This is a genomic window from Arcobacter pernae (genome assembly GCF_049472135.1).
Lineage (GTDB): Bacteria > Campylobacterota > Campylobacteria > Campylobacterales > Arcobacteraceae > Arcobacter_B.
On record NZ_JBMOVV010000011.1, the window covers coordinates 76221 to 98876 of the forward strand.

The window sequence follows — 22656 nt, forward strand, 5'->3', positions numbered from 1 at the left end:
CTATAAAATTTCTACATTTAATAAATTAAATTTAAAAGATGAGTTTATAAAAAACTTAGACTCTTTGGAGTATAAACAAATGACAAAGATACAAGAGCTATCTTTGCCACATACTTTAAACAATAAAGATATTATTGCAAAAGCTAAAACTGGTTCTGGAAAAACAGTCTCTTTTTCAATTCCAATTGTAAATAAACTAGATGTTAAAAAGTTTAAAATACAGTCTTTGGTTTTGGCTCCAACAAGAGAATTAGCAAATCAAATTGCTCAAGAGATTAGAAAACTTTCACGTCATATTCATAATGTTAAAGTTTTAACTTTAACAGGTGGGGTTCCTTTTAAGCCTCAAGTTGCTTCACTTTATCATGGTGCACATATTATTGTTGGAACTCCAGGTAGAGTTTTACAACACTTAAAAGAAGAGAATATTGATTTTAACTCTTTAAATACTCTTGTATTAGATGAAGCAGATAAAATGCTTGATATGGGTTTTTTTGAGGATATAAAACTTATTTTAGATTCCTTACCAAAAGAGAAACAATCTATGCTTTTTTCAGCTACGTATGAAGAGAATATTGAGCAGTTAGCCTCTTTTGTTTTAAATGAACCTGTAAACGTTGAAGTAAAAGATGAAGAGAAAGTAAATATAAAACAATCTTTTTATGCTGTAAATGAGTCTTCAAAAACAGCATTTATTCCATCTTTAATTAGTTCAAATGAAGCTAAAACAACACTTATATTTTGTAATACAAAAATAAAATGTGAAGAGTTAGCAGATGATTTATATGAAATGGATTTAGATGTTTTAACACTACACTCTGATTTAGAACAAAGAGATAGGGATGAGGTTATAACATTATTTGCTAGTAAGTCATATCCAATTTTAATTGCAACTGATGTAGCTTCAAGAGGTTTACATATTGATGATATTGACTTAGTTATAAACTATGATTTACCAAGAGATGAAAAAGTTTATACACATAGAATAGGAAGAACAGCAAGAGCTGGAAAAGGTGGAGTTGCTGTATCTTTATACTCTAGTGAAGAGATGGAAAAAGTAGAAGATTTAAAAGAGTTTTTTGAAGATATTAGTATAAATGAAGTATCAGATGTAAAAGATAATCCTTCTTTTGAAATTGATAGTGATTACAGAACACTTTTTATTAATGGTGGGAAAAAACAAAAGTTAAGAGCAGGGGATATTTTAGGAGCTTTAACAGCTGGACTTGGTCTTGATAAAAATAGTGTAGGTAAAATAAGTTCTTACGATTTTTGCTCTTATGTGGCCGTAAAAAAAGAGTTTATAAAAAAAGCTCATGAGGGATTAAATAATAAAAAAATTAAAGGTAAATATTTTAGAGTTTTCATTAAATAGTTATTACTTATAGTAATTTCTATTAAAAAGCTAAGTATAAATAAATAATTTGACCTATGATTTAGGTCAAATTTAATATAATTTAGAAATTAAAGAAAAGAGAACTCATATATGCTTAATAAATTATTTAATTTTTTTCTTTTAAAAAATAAACTATTTCTAAAAATTATTTTAGTATTTACGCTTCCTGCTATAGGTATGCTTTATTTTAGTACTATTTTAGTTTATGAAAAAATAAAAACTTTAGACGAAGTTAAAAATGTACAAAAAAACATCCAATACGCAGTTGTTACTCAAAATTTAATACATTCAATACAAAAAGAAAGAGGCTTAAGTTCTATTTATATTAGTACTAAGCAGTTTAAAGATGAACTTATAGCCCAAAAAAACTACACTAATAAAGCTTATGAAAGATATTTAAATAAAATTCTAACTTTAGATTTAAATGAAAAATCTTTAGAAAAAATCAAAAATATTAAATTAAATTTTTACAATGTTGAACCAATAAGACAAAAAGTTTTAGAACATAAAAAAGATTTAGTTGATATAACTTTTAAGGATTATTCAGTTGTAATCAATCTTTTAATAGATAGTTTAAAAACTATAAGACCTGTTAGGTCAGCAACTGATTTTAATAATAGATTTTCATATTTAGTTAATCTTTTAATTTTAAAAGAGAATGTAGCAACACAAAGAGGAATTGTTGCTATGCTTCTATCATCTAAAGATTTAAAACAATCAATAATAAATGAACTTCAAAGAAATATTGTATTAGAAGATGAAAATAAAAGACAATTTTCTTCAAAAGCAAATCTATTTGAGATTAAAAAATTAAATGACATTTACTCTAAAGATTATGAAAAAACAATTGAAAAAACAAGAGAAAAACTTATATTAGGCACAATGCCAAATGATATAAGTATTAGAAAGTGGTGGGAACTTGCTACAATAAAAGTTGAGTCATTAAATGAATTTTATGCTTATCTTATCTCTGAAACATCACATTATGCGAAGCATCTTCAAAAAGATGCTTATTTCGCACAGTTTTTTAGTTTGACTTTCCTTTTAGTCTCTTTTTTAACTTTAATTAGTTTACTGTTTGTTTTGAGAAATATAATCTCTAATGAACAAAAAAGTTTTAATAAAATTAAAAAGCAACAAGAGGTATATAAACTTCTAAATAAAACAAATAAGTTCTTAATTAAAATTAACAATGAGAAGAAGCTTTTTTCTGAAATTTGTAGACTGATTTATGAAAATCAAAATATGTCTTTTGGTTTTGTATATAAAATAAAAAGACAAAAAAACTTTTCTTTAATTGCACAAGAAGGTGAATTAAAAGAGCTTTTAGAACAAAAACTAAGAACATCTCATGAAAAAGATAATTTAATCAAAAAGGTTTTAGAAACAAACCATAATGCAATTGTTAATGATTATGATGAAGAGAATATATCTGTATTAAAAGATGTGTCTTTAACTTATGATATTAAATCAGCAGCAGCATTTCCTATAAAAAAGTTTGAAAAAATTGATGCTGTTTTAGTTTTATACTCAAATGAAAAAGGCTTTTTTGATGAGGAAATTGAAATATTATTTGGAAAAATGATAAATGATATGACTCACACTTTAGAGAGAATTGAGTATGAAAAAACAAGAAAAGACCAAGAAGATGAATTAAGACTTGCATCTTATGCTTTTGAATCTAATGAGCCAATGATTATTACTGATAAAGATACTTTTATTATCAATGCAAATAATGCATTTTGTAAGGTAATGGGCTATAGTAAAAAAGATGTAATTGGTAGACGACCTAATATGTTTAAATCTAAACATCAAGATAAAGAGTTTTATGAAAAGTTATGGAAGAGTTTAAATGAAACAGGTTCTTGGCGTGGTGAAATTTATAATACAAAAAAAGATAAACAAAAAATACCATTAAGATCAACTATTACAGCTATAAAAGATAATGATGGGATAGTTACACACTATTTAGGACAATATATAGATATTAGTGAGCAAATAGATAGACAAAAAGTTTTAGAGTATCAAGCAACTCACGATAACTTGACAGGTTTACCAAACAGACTTTTATTGCTTGATAGAATAGAACATGCTATTACTAAAACTATTAGACATGAAATAGTTGGTGGTTTAATCTTTATTGACCTTGATAACTTTAAACAGATTAATGATACTTTAGGTCATGATATAGGAGATAAACTTCTATTTGCTGTAGCTCAAAAATTAAAATCATGTATTAGACAAGAAGATACAATTGCTAGAATTGGTGGTGATGAGTTTATTGTTTTAGTTGATTGTATTGGTTCAAATACTCAAGAAGCAAAAGAAAATTTAACTATTTTGGCAACTAAGATAAAAGATGCTTTAAATAGTATAGAGTATATTGATGGTCATAAAAACATATCAACACCAAGTATAGGTATAACTTTATTTAAAGACTCTTCTGTAAAAGCTTCAGAGATAATAAAACAAGCAGATACTGCAATGTATGTAGCTAAAAAACAAGGAAAAAACACTATAGAGTTTTTTAATTGATTTATGTTAAAATTCTGCTTTTAAAAAATATAAGGAATTAAAATGAAGTCAGCAAGTGCAAGACATTTATTAGTAGAAACAGAAGAGTTATGTAACGAATTAAAACAAAGAATAGCAGACGGTGAGAAGTTTGAAGATATTGCAAAAGAGTATTCAAAATGTCCATCAGGAGCAAATGGTGGAGATTTAGGTACATTCTTCCAAGGGCAAATGGTTCCTGAATTTGATAAAGTAGTATTTAACGATGAATTAAATGTAGTTCATGGACCAGTTCAAACTCAATTTGGTTACCACTTATTAGAAACAACTTCAAGAAATGACTAATAAAACAGAGTTTTATACTCTGTTTTAAACAAGATAATTTTACTCCTCTTTAAGAAAAACTTACTATAATTCTATTATGCAACTTAGTTGCAATTTAAATAATTGAGAATAGATTATGGAAATTACAAAATCAAATACAGCAAAACTTCCATCTAAACATGGAAAATTTTTAATAAAAGCATATAAACAAGACAATCAAGAACATTTAGCAATCATGAGTGAAAATTTTTTTGATTTAGACTCTCCTTATGTTAGAGTACATAGTGAATGTTTAACAGGCGATGCCTTAGGAAGTTTAAAGTGTGATTGTCAAAATCAACTTGATTTGGCTTTACAGTTTATTTCAAAGCAGGGTGGTTTGGTTATATACCATAGGCAAGAAGGAAGAAATATAGGTTTATTAAATAAAATAAATGCCTATTCTTTACAAGACCAAGGTAGAAATACGGTAGAAGCTAACCTAGAACTAGGATTTAAAGAAGATGAAAGAGACTATAGTGTTGTAAAGTTTATTTTTGAAGACTTAGGTGTAAATAGTATTAAGCTTATTACAAACAACCCTAAAAAGATAGATTATATTAACTCTTTAGGTGTTCAAATAGTTGAGAGAATACCAGCTATTACCGAAGTAAATGAGTTTAATAAAAACTATTTAAATACAAAGAAGAAACACTTTGGGCATATGTTATAAAGGAATTTTTATAGTAAATTTAGCCCCTTTTAGTTTTTTGTTTTCATAATTATATTTATGATTACAAACTTCTATTGAGCCTTTACAGTATTTAGTGATTAGTTCATGTGACATGTAAAGGCCAATTCCTGTTCCTAAGGATTTATGTTTTGTTGTAAAATAGGGTTCAAAAACCTTTTTTATTGTCTCTTCATCAATTCCATTTGCGCTATCTAAAAACTCTATTTGTAGATATTTATTTACTTCTTTTATTGTAATAAAAAAGTATCTGTCTTCTGTTTTTATTTCTCTTTGTTTAAAGGCATCTTTTGCATTATTACAAATATTTATGAATGCCTGAATTAAGATACTTTCATTTGAATATAAATCATAATTTTTATCTATTTCTATTTTTGTTTTAATAAAGTTATTTTCAAATACATTTTTTGTTAAAGAATCTAAGTCTTTCATAACTTTTTTGATACTAATAATATTCATTGATTCACTATCAGCCATGAAAAAACTTCTAAAATCATCAATTGTTTTTGATAAATAGTTTGCTTGTTTTACAATATTATCTGAGATTTGAATAAGTTCATCTTTTTCAAGTTTATTGTTTATTTCTAAAGAAAACTTAGTCCCACTTGCTAATGTTGTTATAACTGATAAAGGTTGTCTCCATTGATGGGCAATATTTCCAAGCATCTCTCCAACTGCAGCAATTTTTGATTGATTTAAAAGAAGTTTTTGGTCTCTTATTTTTTCTTCTTCAAGTAAAGCTTTTTTCTGGAATATAAAAATCAGTATAGCAAAAAGCATAAAAATAAAAAGCAGGGTATAGATTAATACTATGATGATTTCAAATTTTTTACTCTCATCTTCAATGATTTGAGCGTGTAATTGCTCCCATTTGATTTTTTCAATATCTTCAACTAATTCATTTATATACTCTTTATTTTTAAGAAGCTTTTCTTTATCATTTTTACTAATATTAAGACCAGCATTTTCTAAAATTTCTATAGAGTTATTAATTGATTTTCTTAATTTATCTATGTTTTTATATTTTCGAAGTTCAAATGCAGAAAGAAAGCCAAAAGAGGCTTCAAGATATTCAATACTTTCATATATTAATTCTTCATCATTTTTTAGAAAAGCTTCGACTGATAAGTTGTAAGCTTTTTCATTTAAAATCGATACTTTTAAGATATGTCTTATTGATTCATTTGTAATAAAGTTTTTACCAACTTCATTAACCTTATTTGGTAGGTATTTATTGTATCCATACCAGAAGTAAAAGCTTGAGCTTAAAATAAATATTAAAAAAAAGGAAATGTATAAAACTCTATTTTTCATTGATTATTTAAACTCAATACTATTTATCATCCAAATCCATTTTGGTAGGTTTTTTGCAAAATTCTCACTTGCTAGTTTATAGTTTGGGAAGATTATTCTTAAAGGGCCTTTTTTATCGTAGCTAACATATTCATTATTAAGTTTTGTTGCAAGTAGAATATTATATTTTTGCCATTCATTTTTAGTGATTGTTACTTCATATCCATCAATAGCTTTAAAAACTATACTTTCAACTTCTTCTTTTCCATAAAAATTTGCAAATAGTTTTAAATCTACTCCACTATAATTTGTATTTTTCTTTGTATATGGGTCTATAATTTCATACTCTTTTAGACCTAACTTCTCGATATTTGCAATAGAGACTCTTTTTTTTATTTCTTCTTTAACTTTACCTGTAAACTTAATTTTTTTTTGAGAATAATCACTACTTGAAAAAAGAGTAGTAAAACAGAATAATAAAATCAGTATATACTTCAAAAGAACTCCAAAATATTAAAATATCATAGAAATAATAACATTTTTAGTATAAAAATGACTTGATTTTATAATTAAAAAGTGTCTTTTTCGTCTACTTCCTCGTCCCATAAAATAGATACACCGTACTCTTCATCAGTTATAACATACTTAAAATACTCTCCCGTACCTTTTCTTCCATGAAGTCTGATTACTGTTTGTCCATCTTGTAATAATTTTTTCATTTCCCTTTCACTAAAACTTCTTTTATTCCATCTTAAAAAGGCATTTGAGTATACTCTAAATCTACAAGTTGAATCAGCTGTAAAAACATATTGTTCACTTTCGTCATACTCTTTTTTTGCATTTTCACATGAGTATAATTTTGCTTTTTTCCCTTGAACATTTATATTTTTAGAACTAACTGTCCCTTTACAGTAAGGACATTCTCCTAATATCATCTAATTATCCTAAGTTTTTTATTTGGATTTTAACAAAAGTTTTTTATTTTTATCTAAAGTATTGCAGATTGAAAGATGAAAGTTAGAGCTTAAGAGAAAATCTTAAGGATAATCTCTTTTAACTCTTTTTTCATTGTATCATTTAGTGTTTTTTTATTTGAGTATATATAAAAAGGAACAGTATTTAACATAGAGTGCTTAAGTCTTTTTCTAAGTGTTGATACTTCATCTAAGTTTATTAAGTTTTCTCCATCATATAAACAGAAATCTTTTTGAATACCTATTTTAAATGAAACTATTTGATAAGTAAAAAATAGTTCTTCTTTTTTATTTTCCCATCTTTTCGTAAAGGCATCTAACTCTTTTTGAAGTGTTTTTGCTCTATTTTCAGTTATATAACCAAAACTTTCTCTAAACTTATATCTTTGAACTGTTTCAAAACCAAGCTCTTTGTAGAATTCATTTAGGTTTTTCCAGTGGGATTTAAATCTTCTTTTTCCAAATAGTACTTCTTCAAAACAGTATAAATATTTTTTGTCTTGGGCACTTAAAAAGTTTTTATTTTTTATATAAAAGTACTCTTTTTTAAATAGTGAAATCAACCAGTTCTCATCTAGCATAGAGATTGTATCTAGTTGTTTTTCCACATCTTTATCTTCATTGTAGTTCCAAAGCATTGAAATATTATCTTCATTATTTGCTGATTTTATTTTGTCATTGAAATAGTTATTTGAAAGATATAAAACTACATTTTCAAGTAAGGCATCAGTTTTTGCAATACCATGATTGTAAATAACTTTTTTATAAAGATTAAATCTCATCTCTAACATGTGTTCTATATCAATTAAAGACATATCAAAAAAGCTTAAATAGAATTTGTCATTTTCTTCAACTAATACTGCTTGTTTAGTGATTCTTATATGATCACTAGGTCCTGTAATATATCCACTTGCAAGCATATCTCTATTTACATAATCTAATCTATCAGCATCAACTGTACTATCAATATAGTTATGTAAAACTTTAAAGTCAAAGCCATTGTAAACTTTTTCTTCTAAAATAAGTAATGATAATCTTTTTATTAATTTTATATACTCTTTATCAATGCTCTTTTTTAAAAGCCCTTCTACTTCATAGTCAAAAAGAAGTTTTAAAAGATTTTTACCTATGGCTTCATGTAAAACTTCATTTGAGTTTTGAGTTATTTCTTCATAAGTTGCTTTAAACTCTAACTCTTTTTTTAATAAATCTTCTTTATTTAACTCTTTCTCTACTATTTTGTTATAAACTTTTTTTAGTGCATACTCTATTTGATGAGAGAAAGGAAGATGGCCTACATCATGTAAAAGTCCAACTATTCTAATCGTTTGTAAAACAATACAGTATGAAACCCTATGAGCTTTAGATTTTGTTGGAATATTAAATTGATATAAAGCTTTATTATCAAAATACTCCATATCTTTTAAATCAAGTTTTAAAGCATCTTCTTCAATGATTTTTAAAATTACATTTTTTAAAGAGTCTAAAAAATCATTTTTAGTAGTTTTATTTGCATTTAAAAGTGAGTTTTTAAACATAAATGATGCTAAATGCATAGTTCCTAGTGAATGGATAAATCTCTTTGTTGTAATAGATGGATAAGAGAAATATGCAAGTGCATTTTGCGTAATAAACTGTAATCTATTAACGATTTTTGTTTGTAATAATTTATCTTCTAATTTTGTATACTCTATATGATTATAGATTGTATCGTTTATTAATCTATTTTGTATTTTATATCCTTATTAATTCTCTTTTTTCTTTTCAAAAATTCGCTCTGTAAATTGGGCAAACTTACCTCTTACTGCTTTATCAAGTTCAATTGCAAACATATTAATCTCTTCATGTTTATTACTTGTTTGCTTTAATAAAGTAGTTAAACCGTTATTGTATTTATTTAAATATAAATTATCAATTTGTCGGTTTGATCCAATCACAATTGCCATACAAGATTCATCTAATCTTGAAAGTATTAATTGTGTTGTTTTCTCACTTGAGTTTTGCCACTCATCCATAATAACAATAGCACCAGATAAAGTTCTACCTCTAGCTTCTCCTGGCCATAAAGTTTCAATACAATATTTTGATTGAAGTTCACTTATTTTAGACTCAATTGATTCTTTATTTTCTCTATTTTCACTTTTTTTAAGATATTTTTTTGCAATAAACTCTAAAGTATCTTGTAAAGCCATATTATAGATTCTAAATTTCTCATCATTTCCTGCAAGATAACCAATATCAGCACCTTTATCTAATGACTCAATAGAGTTTCTTACATATACAATTTTATCATACAGTCCTAAGTCTATAAGTCTCATGGCACTTACTATTGACATAAGTGTTTTACCACTTCCAGCTTTTGCATCAATCACTAAAAGGTCATACATATTTGATAAGATAGCTTTTGAGAATAGTTTTTGTTTTAAATTTACTGGTTTTACATTTAGCGATTTAAAATCATTCTCTTTTAAAATATCAAGTTTTCCATTGCAAATAATACCATAGGTACTATTTCCATCAGGACTTTCAAAGCTATATGAAAAGTTTTCATATAAATAATGTTCATCAACATTAAAAATATTTTTTTTATCTAAATTATTAAAATAGCTTGAATCAAGCTCTAACCTTTTTACAAATTCAAAAGTAGGAACAGTTGATTTGTCATCATGTAAAGTCTCTGTTTTAATACTTTTAAATAATGCAAAAGTTCTTGCATAAACATCAAGTGATAAGAATATAGTTTGATAACCTTTATAATACTCTTGGGCTATTGATGCAGCTTCAATGATTCTTTTATCATTGCTTTCGCTAATATGAATTTGCTCAATTTGTGTATCATATTTATCTTTTGAAATAATATGAAGATTAAGTTCTTCATTAAAGAATTTTACGACTTTAAAGCCTGATTTATAATCAACTTCTTTTATCTTCATTTTGGCTAGTAATCTAGCAAACTCTCTTGAATAAAATCCTAATTCATTTGTCAATTTTTTCTTATCTTCAAGTTCTAGTAAAACAGTCTCGGGGATTACAATATGGTTAGTTTTATTGTCAGATATTTTATAAAGATTTTGAATATTTTGCAAAATGATATTTGTGTCTAAAACATATACTTTATCTTTCATAAAAAAAGTCTATCACAGCAAAGTTACAAATCAATGACAAAGTTGCATAAAATTTATACTTTGGCTATAATCATTTCTAAAAAATAATAATTTTAAAAAAATAAATAATTATAGGTTTTTAGGTGACAAAGTTAAAGACAAACAATATTAAAAATCTTTTAAAAACATCATTAGAACTGGCAAATGAAGCTATATATTTAATAGATTCTAATGGTAGAATTCTTTTAGCAAATACAACAGCTTGTAATGAACTTGGCTATTCAAAAAGAGAGATGTCAAGTTTAAATGTTTTTGATGTGGATGTTTTAGTTAAAACAAAAGAAGCTTATATTGAAAAGTTTGAGGAATTTAAAAAAAATAGTTTAAAAGCATCTATAATAGAGTCAGTACATCAAAGAAAAGATGGCTCTACTTTTCCTGTTGAGATTAGTTCTAGGCTTATTGAGATTGAAGGCAAAGAGCATCTAATATCATATGTTTTAGATATTTCCCATAGAGTTAAACAAGATGAAGAGTTAAAACTTTACTTTGAATTTATAAAAGAATCAAGTGATATGATTTTTTTAGTTGATTTTGAGACTCAAAAAATAGAGTTTGCAAATGAGAAAGTATGTAAGGTTTTAGAGTATTCACAAGAAGAGTTAAAAAAAATGAGAATCTCTGATTTAAGAAAAGGGATTTTAGACTCAAAAGAAATACCAGAGGTTTTTAAAAATATTAAAAATAAGAAAAATATGATTACTTATGGTAAATATTTAGGAAAAAATAATAATAGTGTTTTTGTAGAAACCTCTTTAAGTTTAAAAAACTATCATGGAAAAGATTATATTATGGCAATCTCAAGGGATATAAGTGAAAGATTAGAGATTGAGAAGCAAAGAGAGGCTTTAAATAAAAAACTAGAAAATTATAATAATACTTTAAAGCAAGAAGTAGCAAAGATAAAAAAAGAGCTTACTGAGTATGAAACTATTATGCAAAGACAATCAAAAATGGCTGCGATGGGGGAGATGCTTGAAAATATTGCTCATCAATGGAGACAGCCTTTATCTATAATCTCAGTTTTATCAACAGGAATGAAAATACAAAATGATACTGGTACTTTAGATAAAGAGACTTTAACAAATGGTTTAAACGATATAAATACAAGTTCTCAATACTTATCAAAAACAATAGATGATTTTAGTAACTTTTTCAAACCAAGTTATAAGAAAACGCAATTTAATATAAAAGATGTAATTTCATATACTATTGATTTAGCAAAAACAAATTTCAAAACACAAAATATTAAGATAATTGAAAACATAATTGATTTAGAAGTGTATACTTTTAAAAATGAACTAATACAAGTTTTATTAAATATTTTAAACAATGCAGCAGATGAGCTTGTAAAACTACAACTAAAAAGAAAATTGATTATGATGGAGACATATGAAGATGATGAGTTTTTATATGTTAAAGTTTTAGATAATGCTAATGGAATAAAAGACTCAATAATTAATAGAGTTTTTGAGCCTTACTTTACAACAAAACATAAGTCACAAGGCACTGGTGTAGGGCTTTATATGTGTGAGACAATTGTTAAAAAACATATGCAAGGTTCAATTGAAGTTTCAAATAAAGAGTTTATGTATGAAGATGAAAGTTATAAAGGTGCACAGTTTATTGTAAAACTTCCTAAATAGTATTAGCACTTTTTATATTGGAGTGCTAAATTTTATTGAAATTTAAGTTTTTAGGATTTATAATTACATTAACTTTAGTCATTTACACTAAAGTATACTTTTTTATTACGGTAAGGAGGTTGCGAAGGTTTGGCTAATTTTTAATAAATATATTATGTAGTTAAAAAGTTTATACAAAGAGGCAATAGCACTCTATTTTTTAAGTAAATTCCCTGATTATTGAAGACATCAATAGGTTAATCTCCCATTTTATAAAATATAGGCAATTTGCCTATATTTTAAACTTTTGAAAGTTTTACTAACTGTTCAATCATATTTTTTGCACTATCTTCATTTAGTTGTTTTTCATATGTAGTTAAAAGTTCTCTAGCTAAAATATTTGCTCCTAAGTGTTGAAACATTATTCTCATAGCTTGAAGTCCTTTAGCTCCACCTCCACCACTGTGTGTTGCTAAACCTACAACTTTTTCATTGAAAGCATCTCTCCAATCTTTAGTTGATCTTGAAGTCCATGCCATTGCATTGTTTAATACAGGAGGCATTACTCCATTATATTCTGGTGCAATTACAATAAATGCTTTTAATGCTAAAATTTTATTTGCTAACTCTAAAGCAGTATCAGGGATACCATTTTTTTCTTCTTCAACTGTACTATACAGTGGTAAATCTAAATCAACTAAGTTGATTAATTCAACTTCACAACCTAAGTTTTGTGCAATTTCTGCTAATGTATCACCTAATTTTCTATTATTGTTTGCACTTGCTACTAAAATACCAATCTTTGACATAATTTATTCCTTAATAATTTATAAAATTTTTAGAAGTATATCTGATTTATTACTTATAAAGTGAAATTCTTATATGATTTTAATTAAACTATAATAAAACAGATAGCTAATGAAAAACAATAATGAAAAAATTATACTAAACTTTATTAAATTTACTCCCCCATTTTTTATTATATTAATATCAATTGTTTTATCAATTATTTTATATTTAGATAAAAAAAAGACTATCATAGAACAGAAAAAAACTATCAAAGAAGAGCTAATATTCGAGCAAAAGCAGATTATTAAAAATGAAGTTGATAGAACTTATAGATATATAAAATACTTAGAAGAGACTACTGAAAATCAATTAAAAGAGCATATTAAAAATAAAATTCACGAAACTCATAATTTAATCACAGAACTTTATGAAAAATATAAAAATATAAAAACAAAAGATGAGGTTTTTGAAATAATCAATACCACATTATCAAAAATGAGATATGATAATGGAAAAGGTTACTACTTTACTTATAATCGTGCTTTAGATGTTTTGCTTTATCCAATTTCAAATGATAGAAGACATTATAAAAAGTATGATAAATTTGGAAATAGTGTAGTAGAGGAAATTGAGAAAACTTTTAAAGATAAAAAAGAGAGATTTGGAACTTATTTTTGGTATAAACCAAATCAGGGTGAAGAACAATATAAGAAGATTGCTTACTATAAATACTTTGAACCTTTTGATATGGTTTTAGGTACAGGTATTTATTTGGATGATTTTGAAAAGAAAATTCAAAAAAAAGTTTTAGATTATACAAAACTTGTAAGTTATGATGACAGTAGTTATCTTTTTGTTATAGATTATAATACTGTTTATTTAAGCCACAAACATGAAAGTTATATAGGTAAAACAGCAAAAGAAAACAATGATACACAATATGTTGAGGATGTTATTGCAAAGCTTATAGAAATAGCTAAAAATGGTAGTGGATTTTATGAGTATATTCAAAATAAAAAGCCAGGAACTAATATTCCTATGAAAAAAATAAGTTATATTAGAGGTAATAATAATTGGGGTTGGCTTATTGGAATGGGAATATATCATGATGATATATTAAAAAAGATTGAAGACAAAGAGAAAATTATTGATGAAAAGTTTAATCAATATATTCAAAATATTATTATTGGCTCTTTAATACTTACTATATTAATGCTTTTAGTTTCTATTTATATTTCAAATGTTTTAAGACAAAAATTTAATCTTTACAGAGAAGATATTGAAAAGAAGCAATCAATCTTATTTCAGCAATCAAAAATGGCAGCAATGGGTGAAATGATAGGTAATATTGCACACCAATGGAGACAGCCTTTATCTACAATCACAACAGTTTCAAGTGGTATGTCACTACAGAAACAAATGGGTGTATTATCAGATGAGTTTTTTGAAGAAGGAACACAAAAGATTACAAAGTCTGCACAATACTTATCTCAAACAATTGATGATTTTAGAAACTTTTTTAGTCCAACAAAAGATAAAAATAATTTTATTTTAGAAAATGCATTTGAATCTACTTTTGATTTAGTTGATGCACAATTTAATTCAAAGAATATAAAAATAATAAAAAATATTGAGAAAATTACACTTTTTACATATGAAAGTGAGTTAATACAAGTATTTATAAATATTTTAAATAATGCAAAAGATGCTTTCTTAGAAAATAAATCAAATAATGATAGATTGATATTTATAAATGCCCATAGTAGTGAATCTTTACTAACTATAGAAATAAAAGATAGTGCAGGGGGAATTCCTGATTCTGTTATTCAAAGAGTTTTTGAACCATACTTTACAACTAAAGGTGATAAAGATGGTACAGGAATAGGTCTTTATATGACAAAAGAGATTATCACAAAACATTTAAATGGAAAAATTACAGTAGAAAACTGTGAGTATAAATATGATGAAAAAGTTTGCAAAGGAGCTATTTTCAAAATAGTTTTACCTCTATAACTTATAGGTTTTTAAAACTTTTTTCTAAGATTAAAACTGCATTTCTTTGCTCTAAAAGTGTAAGTTTATTCTCTTCAATAGTTTGAAGTATTTCACATATTTTATCTAATAAGAGATTTAAACAAGAGTTTTTTATATCATGAGCTTTTAAAGTTATACTCTCTTTTTCTTGTTTTTCTATAAGCTTTTTTAAATCAGAAATATCATTATTGATAGTTTCTTTGAATTTTTCAATAATCATAATTGCTACATTTTCAGAGATACCAAGTTTTTCTGCTATTTTTTGAGAGTTCAAATCTATATCAATTATTTCTTCATTAGTTTTTTTATTTAAATATTTAGAAAAAACTTTTTTTAGTTCATTTGTATTTATAGGTTTTGATAAGTAATCATTTATTCCTATTTTTAAAAAGTTTTCTTTATCTCCTTTTATAGCATTTGCAGTTAATGCAATAACAGGAGTGTTTTTTAGATTATTAGTTTTTTCAAACTCTCTTATTTTTTTAAAAGAATCAATGCCATTTAAAATAGGCATATTTATATCCATTAAGATTAAATCAAAAGCTTTTGGTGTTTCAAAATATTTATTATAAGCTATTTCACCATTTTTGGCAATAGTTAGCTTTATATCCATTTCTTCTAAGATTGCTTTCATTAGTTCTTGATTTGCATAATTGTCTTCAGCTAATAAAATATGTGCATTTAAAGGTTTTACCCTTATATTTTGATTATTCGTTTTTACCGTTGATTCTACTTCTTTTATCGCTTGTGTTTCAAGTATAAATTTAAAAGTACTTCCTTTATTTACTTCACTTTCAATAATAAGATTTGAATCAAAAAGTTTTAGAAGATGATTACAAATACTAAGACCTAATCCTGTACCAATACTCTCTTTATTTGATACTTGTTCTAACTGTACAAATGGTTTTAATATTGAATCAATTTTATCTTTTTCTATACCTATTCCACTATCTTTGATTGAGAATTCAATTGTAACTTTTTCTTTTGTACTGTTAAGAAGATTTATATTAAATTGAATACTTCCACCTTCTTTTGTAAATTTAAAAGCATTAGAGAGTAAATTTATCACTACTTGTTTTAATCTTAGTGTGTCTGTAATTAGATATTTAGGAATACCTTTATCAATATTATGGCTGAAAACTATATTTTTGTCTTCTAATTTTTTTGAAAATAAGTCAATTATATCTGTATAAATTGAATATATATTTGATTTACTTTTAGAAATATTAAAGTTACCATTTTGGATTTTTGAGAAGTCTAAAATATCATTTATTATTGATAATAAAGAGTTTGCACTTGAGTTAATAATCTTAGCGTATTTATTGTTTTTTTCATTTAGTTCATCTGAATCACTAAGATATTTTGAAAAGCCAATTATCGCATTAAGAGGAGTTCTTATTTCATGACTCATATTTGCTAAAAAGTCAGATTTCGCTTGATCTGCTTTTTTAGCTTCTACAAGTGCTTTTTCAAGACTAATAGTTCTTTCATGAACTTGTGCTTCTAAATCTTGGTTGATTTTCCAAAGTTCAAAGCTTTTTTCTTCAAGTAGTCTTTCACTCTCTTTTCTAGCTTTTCTTTCCCTTTCAAATCTATTTTGCCAAGGGTTTTTTTCTTCACTCATTAGATTTTCTTAATATTGAATTCTACTTCATAAGGTTCATTTGAAATAGTTTTATATTTAACTTCAAGAGGCTCTTGAAAGTACTCACCACAAGCCTCAATCAATCCATGAGCAAAAGCTTCTAACTTTTTATTAGATTTATAAATAAGAGTTAATTGATTTTCATCTTTTTGGATAGTATCAAATTTTGGAAGTTCAGCATCAGGATATAATTTTTTTACTTCAACATGTACATAATGCTCAACACTATCAATAAAATCTAAAGCATTACCTGCTTTAATATCTCTTCCATAAAGTTTTACTAAAGTAGAAAAAAGATGTTTCCCAAAAATAAAAAGAAGTTCATTTGGAGCTTTTCCTGTTATTTCTGATAAAGCTGTTAGAAGTTTAACCATATGTTCAAAAGGATAGTTGCCACCTTGTGAAAAAGCACCATGGTTTTCAAGCATTGCTTTTTCTATCATTTTATCAGCTATTTCAAAACCTAAAGCCTCTTCTACAAACTCAATCATCTCAGTAAAAATTACACCTCTCATAATAGCCCCTTTTTATTTTATTTAATTGAAATTATTATATTATTTATATCTTTAAAAATATCATTAATGTCATCAAAGGATAGATCAGAGTTATCTTCCAAAGATTGAAGAAGATTACAAATATCATCTAAAGCAAGATTTAAACAAGAGTTTTTAATATAATGAGCCTTAGAAGAGATAGATTCAGAATCTTTATTCTCAATAGCTAACTTTAACTCATCTAAATCCTTGTGAATTTCCTTTTTAAACTTCTCAATAATCATTAAAGCAATATTCTCAGATACACCAAGTTTATCTATAACCTTTTGAACATCAATCTGAAATGAAGTATTAGATGAACTATTGTCCTCTAAAGAACTCTCTTCAATCTTTTCAGAAATATTATTCTTATTTAAAAACTTTTCAAATAAAAACTTTAACTCGCTTGTATTAACAGGTTTAGATAAATACTCGTTCATACCAAGATTTAAGAATTTTTCCCTGTCACCTTTAATGGCATTAGCAGTTAAAGCAATAATAGGAATAGTACCTAAAGCATTTTGCTTTTCATGCTCTCTAATAGCATTAAATGCCTCAATACCATCCATAACAGGCATATTAATATCCATTAAAATTAAATCGTAAGACTCTGGATTAGAAATAAACTCATCTAAAGTCTCTTTCCCATTTGGCTTAATAGTGAAATTAAGATTTAAACTTTCTAAAATATAAGAGATTAACTCTTGATTAGCAAGATTGTCCTCAGCAACTAAAATATTACCAGTAAATGAATCAACTAAATTGCTATCATCATCTATTGAAATAGTCTCAACAGTTTTTTTCTGTAACTCTTGAAGTGCATCATTAACCTTAGAAGCATAGAAAGGTAAAGATAAAGCTTGTTCATTATCAGTTAATACAACTTTAGATAAATCCTCTTCATACTCAAATAGAATTAAAATAGGGTTGTCTTTGTGAAGCTTTCTAAACTCATCTAAATCACCATCTTTGTTGTAATTAAAGATATAAATATCCTTAGATGAAGACTTGTTGATATTGATAGTTCCAAAAATAGATAAATATCTTTTAATGTAGTGATATAAATCATTTTTAGTATTTTCAACTTTGAAGTTTAAATGATGTAAATAGTCTTTGTTAGTATGAATAGAATCATCACAAACATCAAAAGATAAATCAAAGAAGAATCTAGTACCTAAACCAATAGAACTCTCAATACCAATTTTAGAACCTAAAGCTTCTATAATATGAGAACAAATACTTAAACCTAAACCAGTACCCTCAAACTCTCTTGTTGATTTGTGGTCAACTTGAATAAAAGGTTTAAATACATTGTCAAGCTTATCCTCAGGAATACCAATACCAGTATCCTTAATTTCAAAACTAATAGTTGCTTTATTATTAGACATAGACTCTAAAGAGATATTAAGCTCAACCTTTCCATGCTCAGGAGTAAATTTGATAGCATTAGAGATAAGATTAGAAAGAACTTGTCTAATTCTAACACCATCAGTTAAGATACACATAGGGATTCTATGGTCAATGTTGAAAATAAGTTTAAGATTTTTTTCAATAGCATTTTTAGAGAAAAGCTCAATAACATGCTCAGAGATAAAATATAAATCAGTATTATCAATAGTAATGTCAAAATTACCACTTTCAATTTTAGAGATATCTAAGATATCATTAATAATAGATAATAGAGAGTTAGCACTAGATTGAATAATTCTAGCTTGTTTAACACCATGAATATCTAAAGATTTAGATTTACAAAGGATATCAGAGAAACCAATAATAGCATTTAAAGGAGTTCTAATTTCATGACTCATGTTTGCTAGGAATGTTGACTTCGCCTCATCCGCTTTTTTAGTGTTTTCTAAAGCTTCTTGTAAACTTTTTGTTCTTTGTTCAATTTGTTTTTCTAAAGATTGATTAATTTGAACTAATTGTTTTGTTTTGTCATCAATTTTCTCTTCTAAATGCGTATTTAACTCTTTTTGCTCATTAATTAAAACTTTTATTTTATGAGTCATTTCATTAAACGATTTTTCTAGATTTCCTATTTCATCATTTGAAGTTACATCTATTTTATAGTTAAAATCATTATTAGCAAACTTTTTCGTACCAATTAAAAGATTTTCTATTTTTGATGAAATATATTTCGACATCCAAATAGCAATACCAATAATTAGAATAATCATTAATAAAGTAAGAATAGTAAGTTCATTTATTAAAGCTTGAATAAAATTTGCAACCTCAAAAGTATTATCGTCAACAATCTCTTTCATTTGTTCTGTTTGATGTCTTAGTATTTTATTTACATTATTTTTAGTCTCATTTGCTGCCATATGAAACTCTTCAACATTAGCTCCAATTGTTACAAAACCAAATCCTCTTTTTGTATTGGCATATTGTCCTGTGTAGTATGGAATAGCTGCAGCAGTTGTAAGTTTCCATACTTTACTCCAGTAAATAATAAAAGAACCATAACCACCATCTTGTGTTACTTGCATCCATCCTTCACATTGTGGTGCAAAATTTAAGTATCTACAATCTAAACCAATATTTCCTTTATCTTTAAGCTGTTTAATATTTGGTTTTTTCTTTAAGGATTGTTCTTCAAAAGTAGGGTAGGAAGCTAAATACTTATTTATATCTTCGTTTGAGTTATAATATTTTTTAGCAATATCACTACTAAGCCAAGGCATTGCTAAATCTCCACTGTTTTTATCATATCCCATAATAAAATAGTCTCTAGCATGAGAGATATTCTTACCTTTAAAATCCCACATAAATGCGTAGTTTCCATTACTTGCATCAGATATGTTCTGAATAGGGTTACTACTTGTTGGATTTACAGTATCTGTAAATTGCATAATATGTTCATGGTCTAATGCAAGTGAGACATATCCTACTTTTGTATTGTTTTTATAAACAGGAGTGATAAATCTTACAATTCCTTCAAACTTTTTCCCTACAGGATTTTCTTTTCCAGCATACCCATATTTTTCAGGTTCAAACTCAATATTAGATTTAGAAGCTTTTTGTTTTGTAAAGTTTCCTATTACTTTTGTATAAAGTTGTTCTCCTATAACTTCAGATACATAAATCTCACCTTTTTTAAGATTTTTTATTTCATTATAGTAAGTCTCTGAGTTTATATATGTGTTTTGTTTTTTTGAAATATCCAATAGTTCAGAGTTGATTTGAGAGACTTTATAAATCTCTTTTCCCTCAAGATTAAAGTAGTTAATCTCTTTATAAATAGGGATTCTTTTTTTCTCAAAATTTATAGGATTAGTGTAGTTGAACTCTTTTTGATTATCTTTTAACGTAGCAACAAGTTTTTCAGATTTTACTTTTGATGGTTTTTGAGAACTTACCCATGTATTTGTTTTATCATCATAAACATAATCTTCATGAATGATGATATCTTTCATTTTACTTTCATAAAAGTTTTTTAAACTATCTTCATTTAAAGTAGTTTTTGATAAATATATTAAATCTTTGTCTCTTTCATACAAAAACTCTGCAACTTTTTGTGCTATTTCAAATGATAATCTTTCAAGTGCTAATTGAGATTTTTTATCTAGGTTTTTAATACTATCTTCGATTGATTCATTTGCTGTATTTAATATAATCTCTTTATTTTTATTAAATAAGAACCTTGTACTATCTTGAAGATACTCTTCTAGTTTAATAGCACCATTGTATGCAATATAAGTAATTATAAGTAAGGGAATGACTTTAATTAAAATAAATAAAAGTATCAGTTTTACTTTAATCGAGAGGTTCTTCATTTTTTAGTCCTTATTTAAATTACTTAAAAGTTTTCTAATGCAGTTAAAAATATCATTAATGTCATCAAAGGATAGATCAGAGTTATCTTCCAAAGATTGAAGAAGATTACAAATATCATCTAAAGCAAGATTTAAACAAGAGTTTTTAATATAATGAGCCTTAGAAGAGATAGATTCAGAATCTTTATTCTCAATAGCTAACTTTAACTCATCTAAATCCTTGTGAATTTCCTTTTTAAACTTCTCAATAATCATTAAAGCAATATTCTCAGATACACCAAGTTTATCTATAACCTTTTGAACATCAATCTGAAATGAAGTATTAGATGAACTATTGTCCTCTAAAGAACTCTCTTCAATCTTTTCAGAAATATTATTCTTATTTAAAAACTTTTCAAATAAAAACTTTAACTCGCTTGTATTAACAGGTTTAGATAAATACTCGTTCATACCAAGATTTAAGAATTTTTCCCTGTCACCTTTAATGGCATTAGCAGTTAAAGCAATAATAGGAATAGTACCTAAAGCATTTTGCTTTTCATGCTCTCTAATAGCATTAAATGCCTCAATACCATCCATAACAGGCATATTAATATCCATTAAAATTAAATCGTAAGACTCTGGATTAGAAATAAACTCATCTAAAGTCTCTTTCCCATTTGGCTTAATAGTGAAATTAAGATTTAAACTTTCTAAAATATAAGAGATTAACTCTTGATTAGCAAGATTGTCCTCAGCAACTAAAATATTACCAGTAAATGAATCAACTAAATTGCTATCATCATCTATTGAAATAGTCTCAACAGTTTTTTTCTGTAACTCTTGAAGTGCATCATTAACCTTAGAAGCATAGAAAGGTAAAGATAAAGCTTGTTCATTATCAGTTAATACAACTTTAGATAAATCCTCTTCATACTCAAATAGAATTAAAATAGGGTTGTCTTTGTGAAGCTTTCTAAACTCATCTAAATCACCATCTTTGTTGTAATTAAAGATATAAATATCCTTAGATGAAGACTTGTTGATATTGATAGTTCCAAAAATAGATAAATATCTTTTAATGTAGTGATATAAATCATTTTTAGTATTTTCAACTTTGAAGTTTAAATGATGTAAATAGTCTTTGTTAGTATGAATAGAATCATCACAAACATCAAAAGATAAATCAAAGAAGAATCTAGTACCTAAACCAATAGAACTCTCAATACCAATTTTAGAACCTAAAGCTTCTATAATATGAGAACAAATACTTAAACCTAAACCAGTACCCTCAAACTCTCTTGTTGATTTGTGGTCAACTTGAATAAAAGGTTTAAATACATTGTCAAGCTTATCCTCAGGAATACCAATACCAGTATCCTTAATTTCAAAACTAATAGTTGCTTTATTATTAGACATAGACTCTAAAGAGATATTAAGCTCAACCTTTCCATGCTCAGGAGTAAATTTGATAGCATTAGAGATAAGATTAGAAAGAACTTGTCTAATTCTAACACCATCAGTTAAGATACACATAGGGATTCTATGGTCAATGTTGAAAATAAGTTTAAGATTTTTTTCAATAGCATTTTTAGAGAAAAGCTCAATAACATGCTCAGAGATAAAATATAAATCAGTATTATCAATAGTAATGTCAAAATTACCACTTTCAATTTTAGAGATATCTAAGATATCATTAATAATAGATAATAGAGAGTTAGCACTAGATTGAATAATTCTAGCTTGTTTAACACCATGAATATCTAAAGATTTAGATTTACAAAGGATATCAGAGAAACCAATAATAGCATTTAAAGGAGTTCTAATTTCATGACTCATGTTTGCTAGGAATGTTGACTTCGCCTCATCCGCTTTTT

The 22656-nt window shown here is 26.0% G+C and carries 16 protein-coding genes; 6 read left to right on the forward strand and 10 right to left on the reverse strand.

The annotated features are described in order from the left end of the window. Nucleotides 1-7: 7 nt before the first annotated feature. From dbpA to ribA, 4 genes are all read left to right on the forward strand, one after another. Nucleotides 8-1375 (forward strand): ATP-dependent RNA helicase DbpA, encoded by a 1368-nt coding sequence (gene dbpA / locus ACH5BF_RS11975; RefSeq protein WP_423274492.1) that lies wholly within the window; start codon nt 8-10, stop codon nt 1373-1375. Between the two features lie 111 nt (nt 1376-1486). After that, a complete protein-coding gene (locus tag ACH5BF_RS11980; protein WP_423274476.1) occupies nt 1487-3931 on the forward strand; it encodes a diguanylate cyclase domain-containing protein in 2445 nt (814 codons plus the stop codon). A gap of 42 nt (nt 3932-3973) precedes the next feature. Beyond that, a complete protein-coding gene (locus ACH5BF_RS11985) occupies nt 3974-4255 on the forward strand; it encodes a peptidylprolyl isomerase (RefSeq protein ID WP_423274477.1) in 282 nt (93 codons plus the stop codon). A gap of 115 nt (nt 4256-4370) precedes the next feature. Continuing rightward, nucleotides 4371-4946 carry a GTP cyclohydrolase II gene (gene ribA, locus ACH5BF_RS11990; RefSeq protein ID WP_423274478.1) on the forward strand — a complete coding sequence of 192 codons (576 nt, stop codon included), beginning with the start codon at nt 4371-4373 and terminating at the stop codon, nt 4944-4946. Here the strand turns inward: ribA and ACH5BF_RS11995 are convergent. From ACH5BF_RS11995 to ACH5BF_RS12015, 5 genes are all read right to left on the reverse strand, one after another. Beyond that, nucleotides 4941-6278, reverse strand: coding sequence for a sensor histidine kinase (locus ACH5BF_RS11995; RefSeq protein WP_423274479.1), 1338 nt, complete (start codon nt 6276-6278; stop codon nt 4941-4943). The two genes, ribA and ACH5BF_RS11995, sit on opposite strands and share 6 nt — an antisense overlap. Nucleotides 6279-6281: 3 nt before the next feature. Next, a complete protein-coding gene (locus ACH5BF_RS12000; RefSeq protein ID WP_423274480.1) occupies nt 6282-6755 on the reverse strand; it encodes a hypothetical protein in 474 nt (157 codons plus the stop codon). Between the two features lie 71 nt (nt 6756-6826). Beyond that, nucleotides 6827-7192, reverse strand: a complete 366-nt coding sequence (locus ACH5BF_RS12005; protein ID WP_423274481.1) for a hypothetical protein — start codon at nt 7190-7192, stop codon at nt 6827-6829. Nucleotides 7193-7281: 89 nt separating this feature from the next. Next, entirely contained in the window at nt 7282-8787 is a 1506-nt protein-coding gene (locus tag ACH5BF_RS12010; RefSeq protein WP_423274482.1) for an HD domain-containing protein, read from the reverse strand. 189 nt (nt 8788-8976) lie between these two features. Then, entirely contained in the window at nt 8977-10356 is a 1380-nt protein-coding gene (locus ACH5BF_RS12015; protein ID WP_423274483.1) for a PhoH family protein, read from the reverse strand. A gap of 122 nt (nt 10357-10478) precedes the next feature. Here ACH5BF_RS12015 and ACH5BF_RS12020 point away from each other — a divergent pair, with 122 nt between their 5' ends. Then, a complete protein-coding gene (locus ACH5BF_RS12020; RefSeq protein ID WP_423274484.1) occupies nt 10479-12041 on the forward strand; it encodes a sensor histidine kinase in 1563 nt (520 codons plus the stop codon). A gap of 278 nt (nt 12042-12319) precedes the next feature. Here ACH5BF_RS12020 and ACH5BF_RS12025 read toward each other — a convergent pair whose 3' ends face one another. Beyond that, nucleotides 12320-12829: an NADPH-dependent FMN reductase gene (locus ACH5BF_RS12025; RefSeq protein ID WP_423274485.1), complete on the reverse strand. Its 510-nt coding sequence runs from the start codon at nt 12827-12829 to the stop codon at nt 12320-12322. 109 nt (nt 12830-12938) lie between these two features. Between ACH5BF_RS12025 and ACH5BF_RS12030 the strand changes: the two genes are divergently transcribed. Next, nucleotides 12939-14822 (forward strand): sensor histidine kinase, encoded by a 1884-nt coding sequence (locus ACH5BF_RS12030; protein ID WP_423274486.1) that lies wholly within the window; start codon nt 12939-12941, stop codon nt 14820-14822. Nucleotide 14823: 1 nt separating this feature from the next. Here ACH5BF_RS12030 and ACH5BF_RS12035 read toward each other — a convergent pair whose 3' ends face one another. From ACH5BF_RS12035 to ACH5BF_RS12050, 4 genes are all read right to left on the reverse strand, one after another. Next, the gene (locus tag ACH5BF_RS12035) at nt 14824-16467 is read right to left on the reverse strand and encodes a response regulator (RefSeq protein ID WP_423274487.1); all 1644 of its coding nucleotides are present in this window, start codon (nt 16465-16467) and stop codon (nt 14824-14826) included. Then, nucleotides 16467-17003 (reverse strand): heme NO-binding domain-containing protein, encoded by a 537-nt coding sequence (locus ACH5BF_RS12040; RefSeq protein ID WP_423274488.1) that lies wholly within the window; start codon nt 17001-17003, stop codon nt 16467-16469. Before ACH5BF_RS12040 ends, ACH5BF_RS12035 begins: the two co-directional genes overlap by 1 nt. A gap of 17 nt (nt 17004-17020) precedes the next feature. Then, entirely contained in the window at nt 17021-20800 is a 3780-nt protein-coding gene (locus ACH5BF_RS12045) for an ATP-binding protein (RefSeq protein ID WP_423274489.1), read from the reverse strand. Between the two features lie 3 nt (nt 20801-20803). After that, nucleotides 20804-22656, reverse strand: a 1853-nt coding sequence (locus ACH5BF_RS12050) for an ATP-binding protein (RefSeq protein ID WP_423274490.1), incomplete at its 5' end; no start/stop codon positions are given.

Bases quoted from the DNA above. Each gene is read 5' to 3' on its own strand.
- ACH5BF_RS11980 (WP_423274476.1), top strand. From the start codon at position 1,487: ATGCTTAATAAATTATTTAATTTTTTTCTTTTAAAAAATAAACTATTT.
- ACH5BF_RS11985 (WP_423274477.1), top strand. From the start codon at position 3,974: ATGAAGTCAGCAAGTGCAAGACATTTATTAGTAGAAACAGAAGAGTTA.
- ribA (WP_423274478.1), top strand. From the start codon at position 4,371: ATGGAAATTACAAAATCAAATACAGCAAAACTTCCATCTAAACATGGA.
- ACH5BF_RS11995 (WP_423274479.1), bottom strand. From the start codon at position 6,278: ATGAAAAATAGAGTTTTATACATTTCCTTTTTTTTAATATTTATTTTA.
- ACH5BF_RS12005 (WP_423274481.1), bottom strand. From the start codon at position 7,192: ATGATATTAGGAGAATGTCCTTACTGTAAAGGGACAGTTAGTTCTAAA.
- ACH5BF_RS12010 (WP_423274482.1), bottom strand. From the start codon at position 8,787: ATGCATTTAGCATCATTTATGTTTAAAAACTCACTTTTAAATGCAAAT.
- ACH5BF_RS12015 (WP_423274483.1), bottom strand. From the start codon at position 10,356: ATGAAAGATAAAGTATATGTTTTAGACACAAATATCATTTTGCAAAAT.
- ACH5BF_RS12025 (WP_423274485.1), bottom strand. From the start codon at position 12,829: ATGTCAAAGATTGGTATTTTAGTAGCAAGTGCAAACAATAATAGAAAA.
- ACH5BF_RS12030 (WP_423274486.1), top strand. From the start codon at position 12,939: ATGAAAAACAATAATGAAAAAATTATACTAAACTTTATTAAATTTACT.
- ACH5BF_RS12035 (WP_423274487.1), bottom strand. From the start codon at position 16,467: ATGAGTGAAGAAAAAAACCCTTGGCAAAATAGATTTGAAAGGGAAAGA.
- ACH5BF_RS12040 (WP_423274488.1), bottom strand. From the start codon at position 17,003: ATGAGAGGTGTAATTTTTACTGAGATGATTGAGTTTGTAGAAGAGGCT.
- ACH5BF_RS12045 (WP_423274489.1), bottom strand. From the start codon at position 20,800: ATGAAGAACCTCTCGATTAAAGTAAAACTGATACTTTTATTTATTTTA.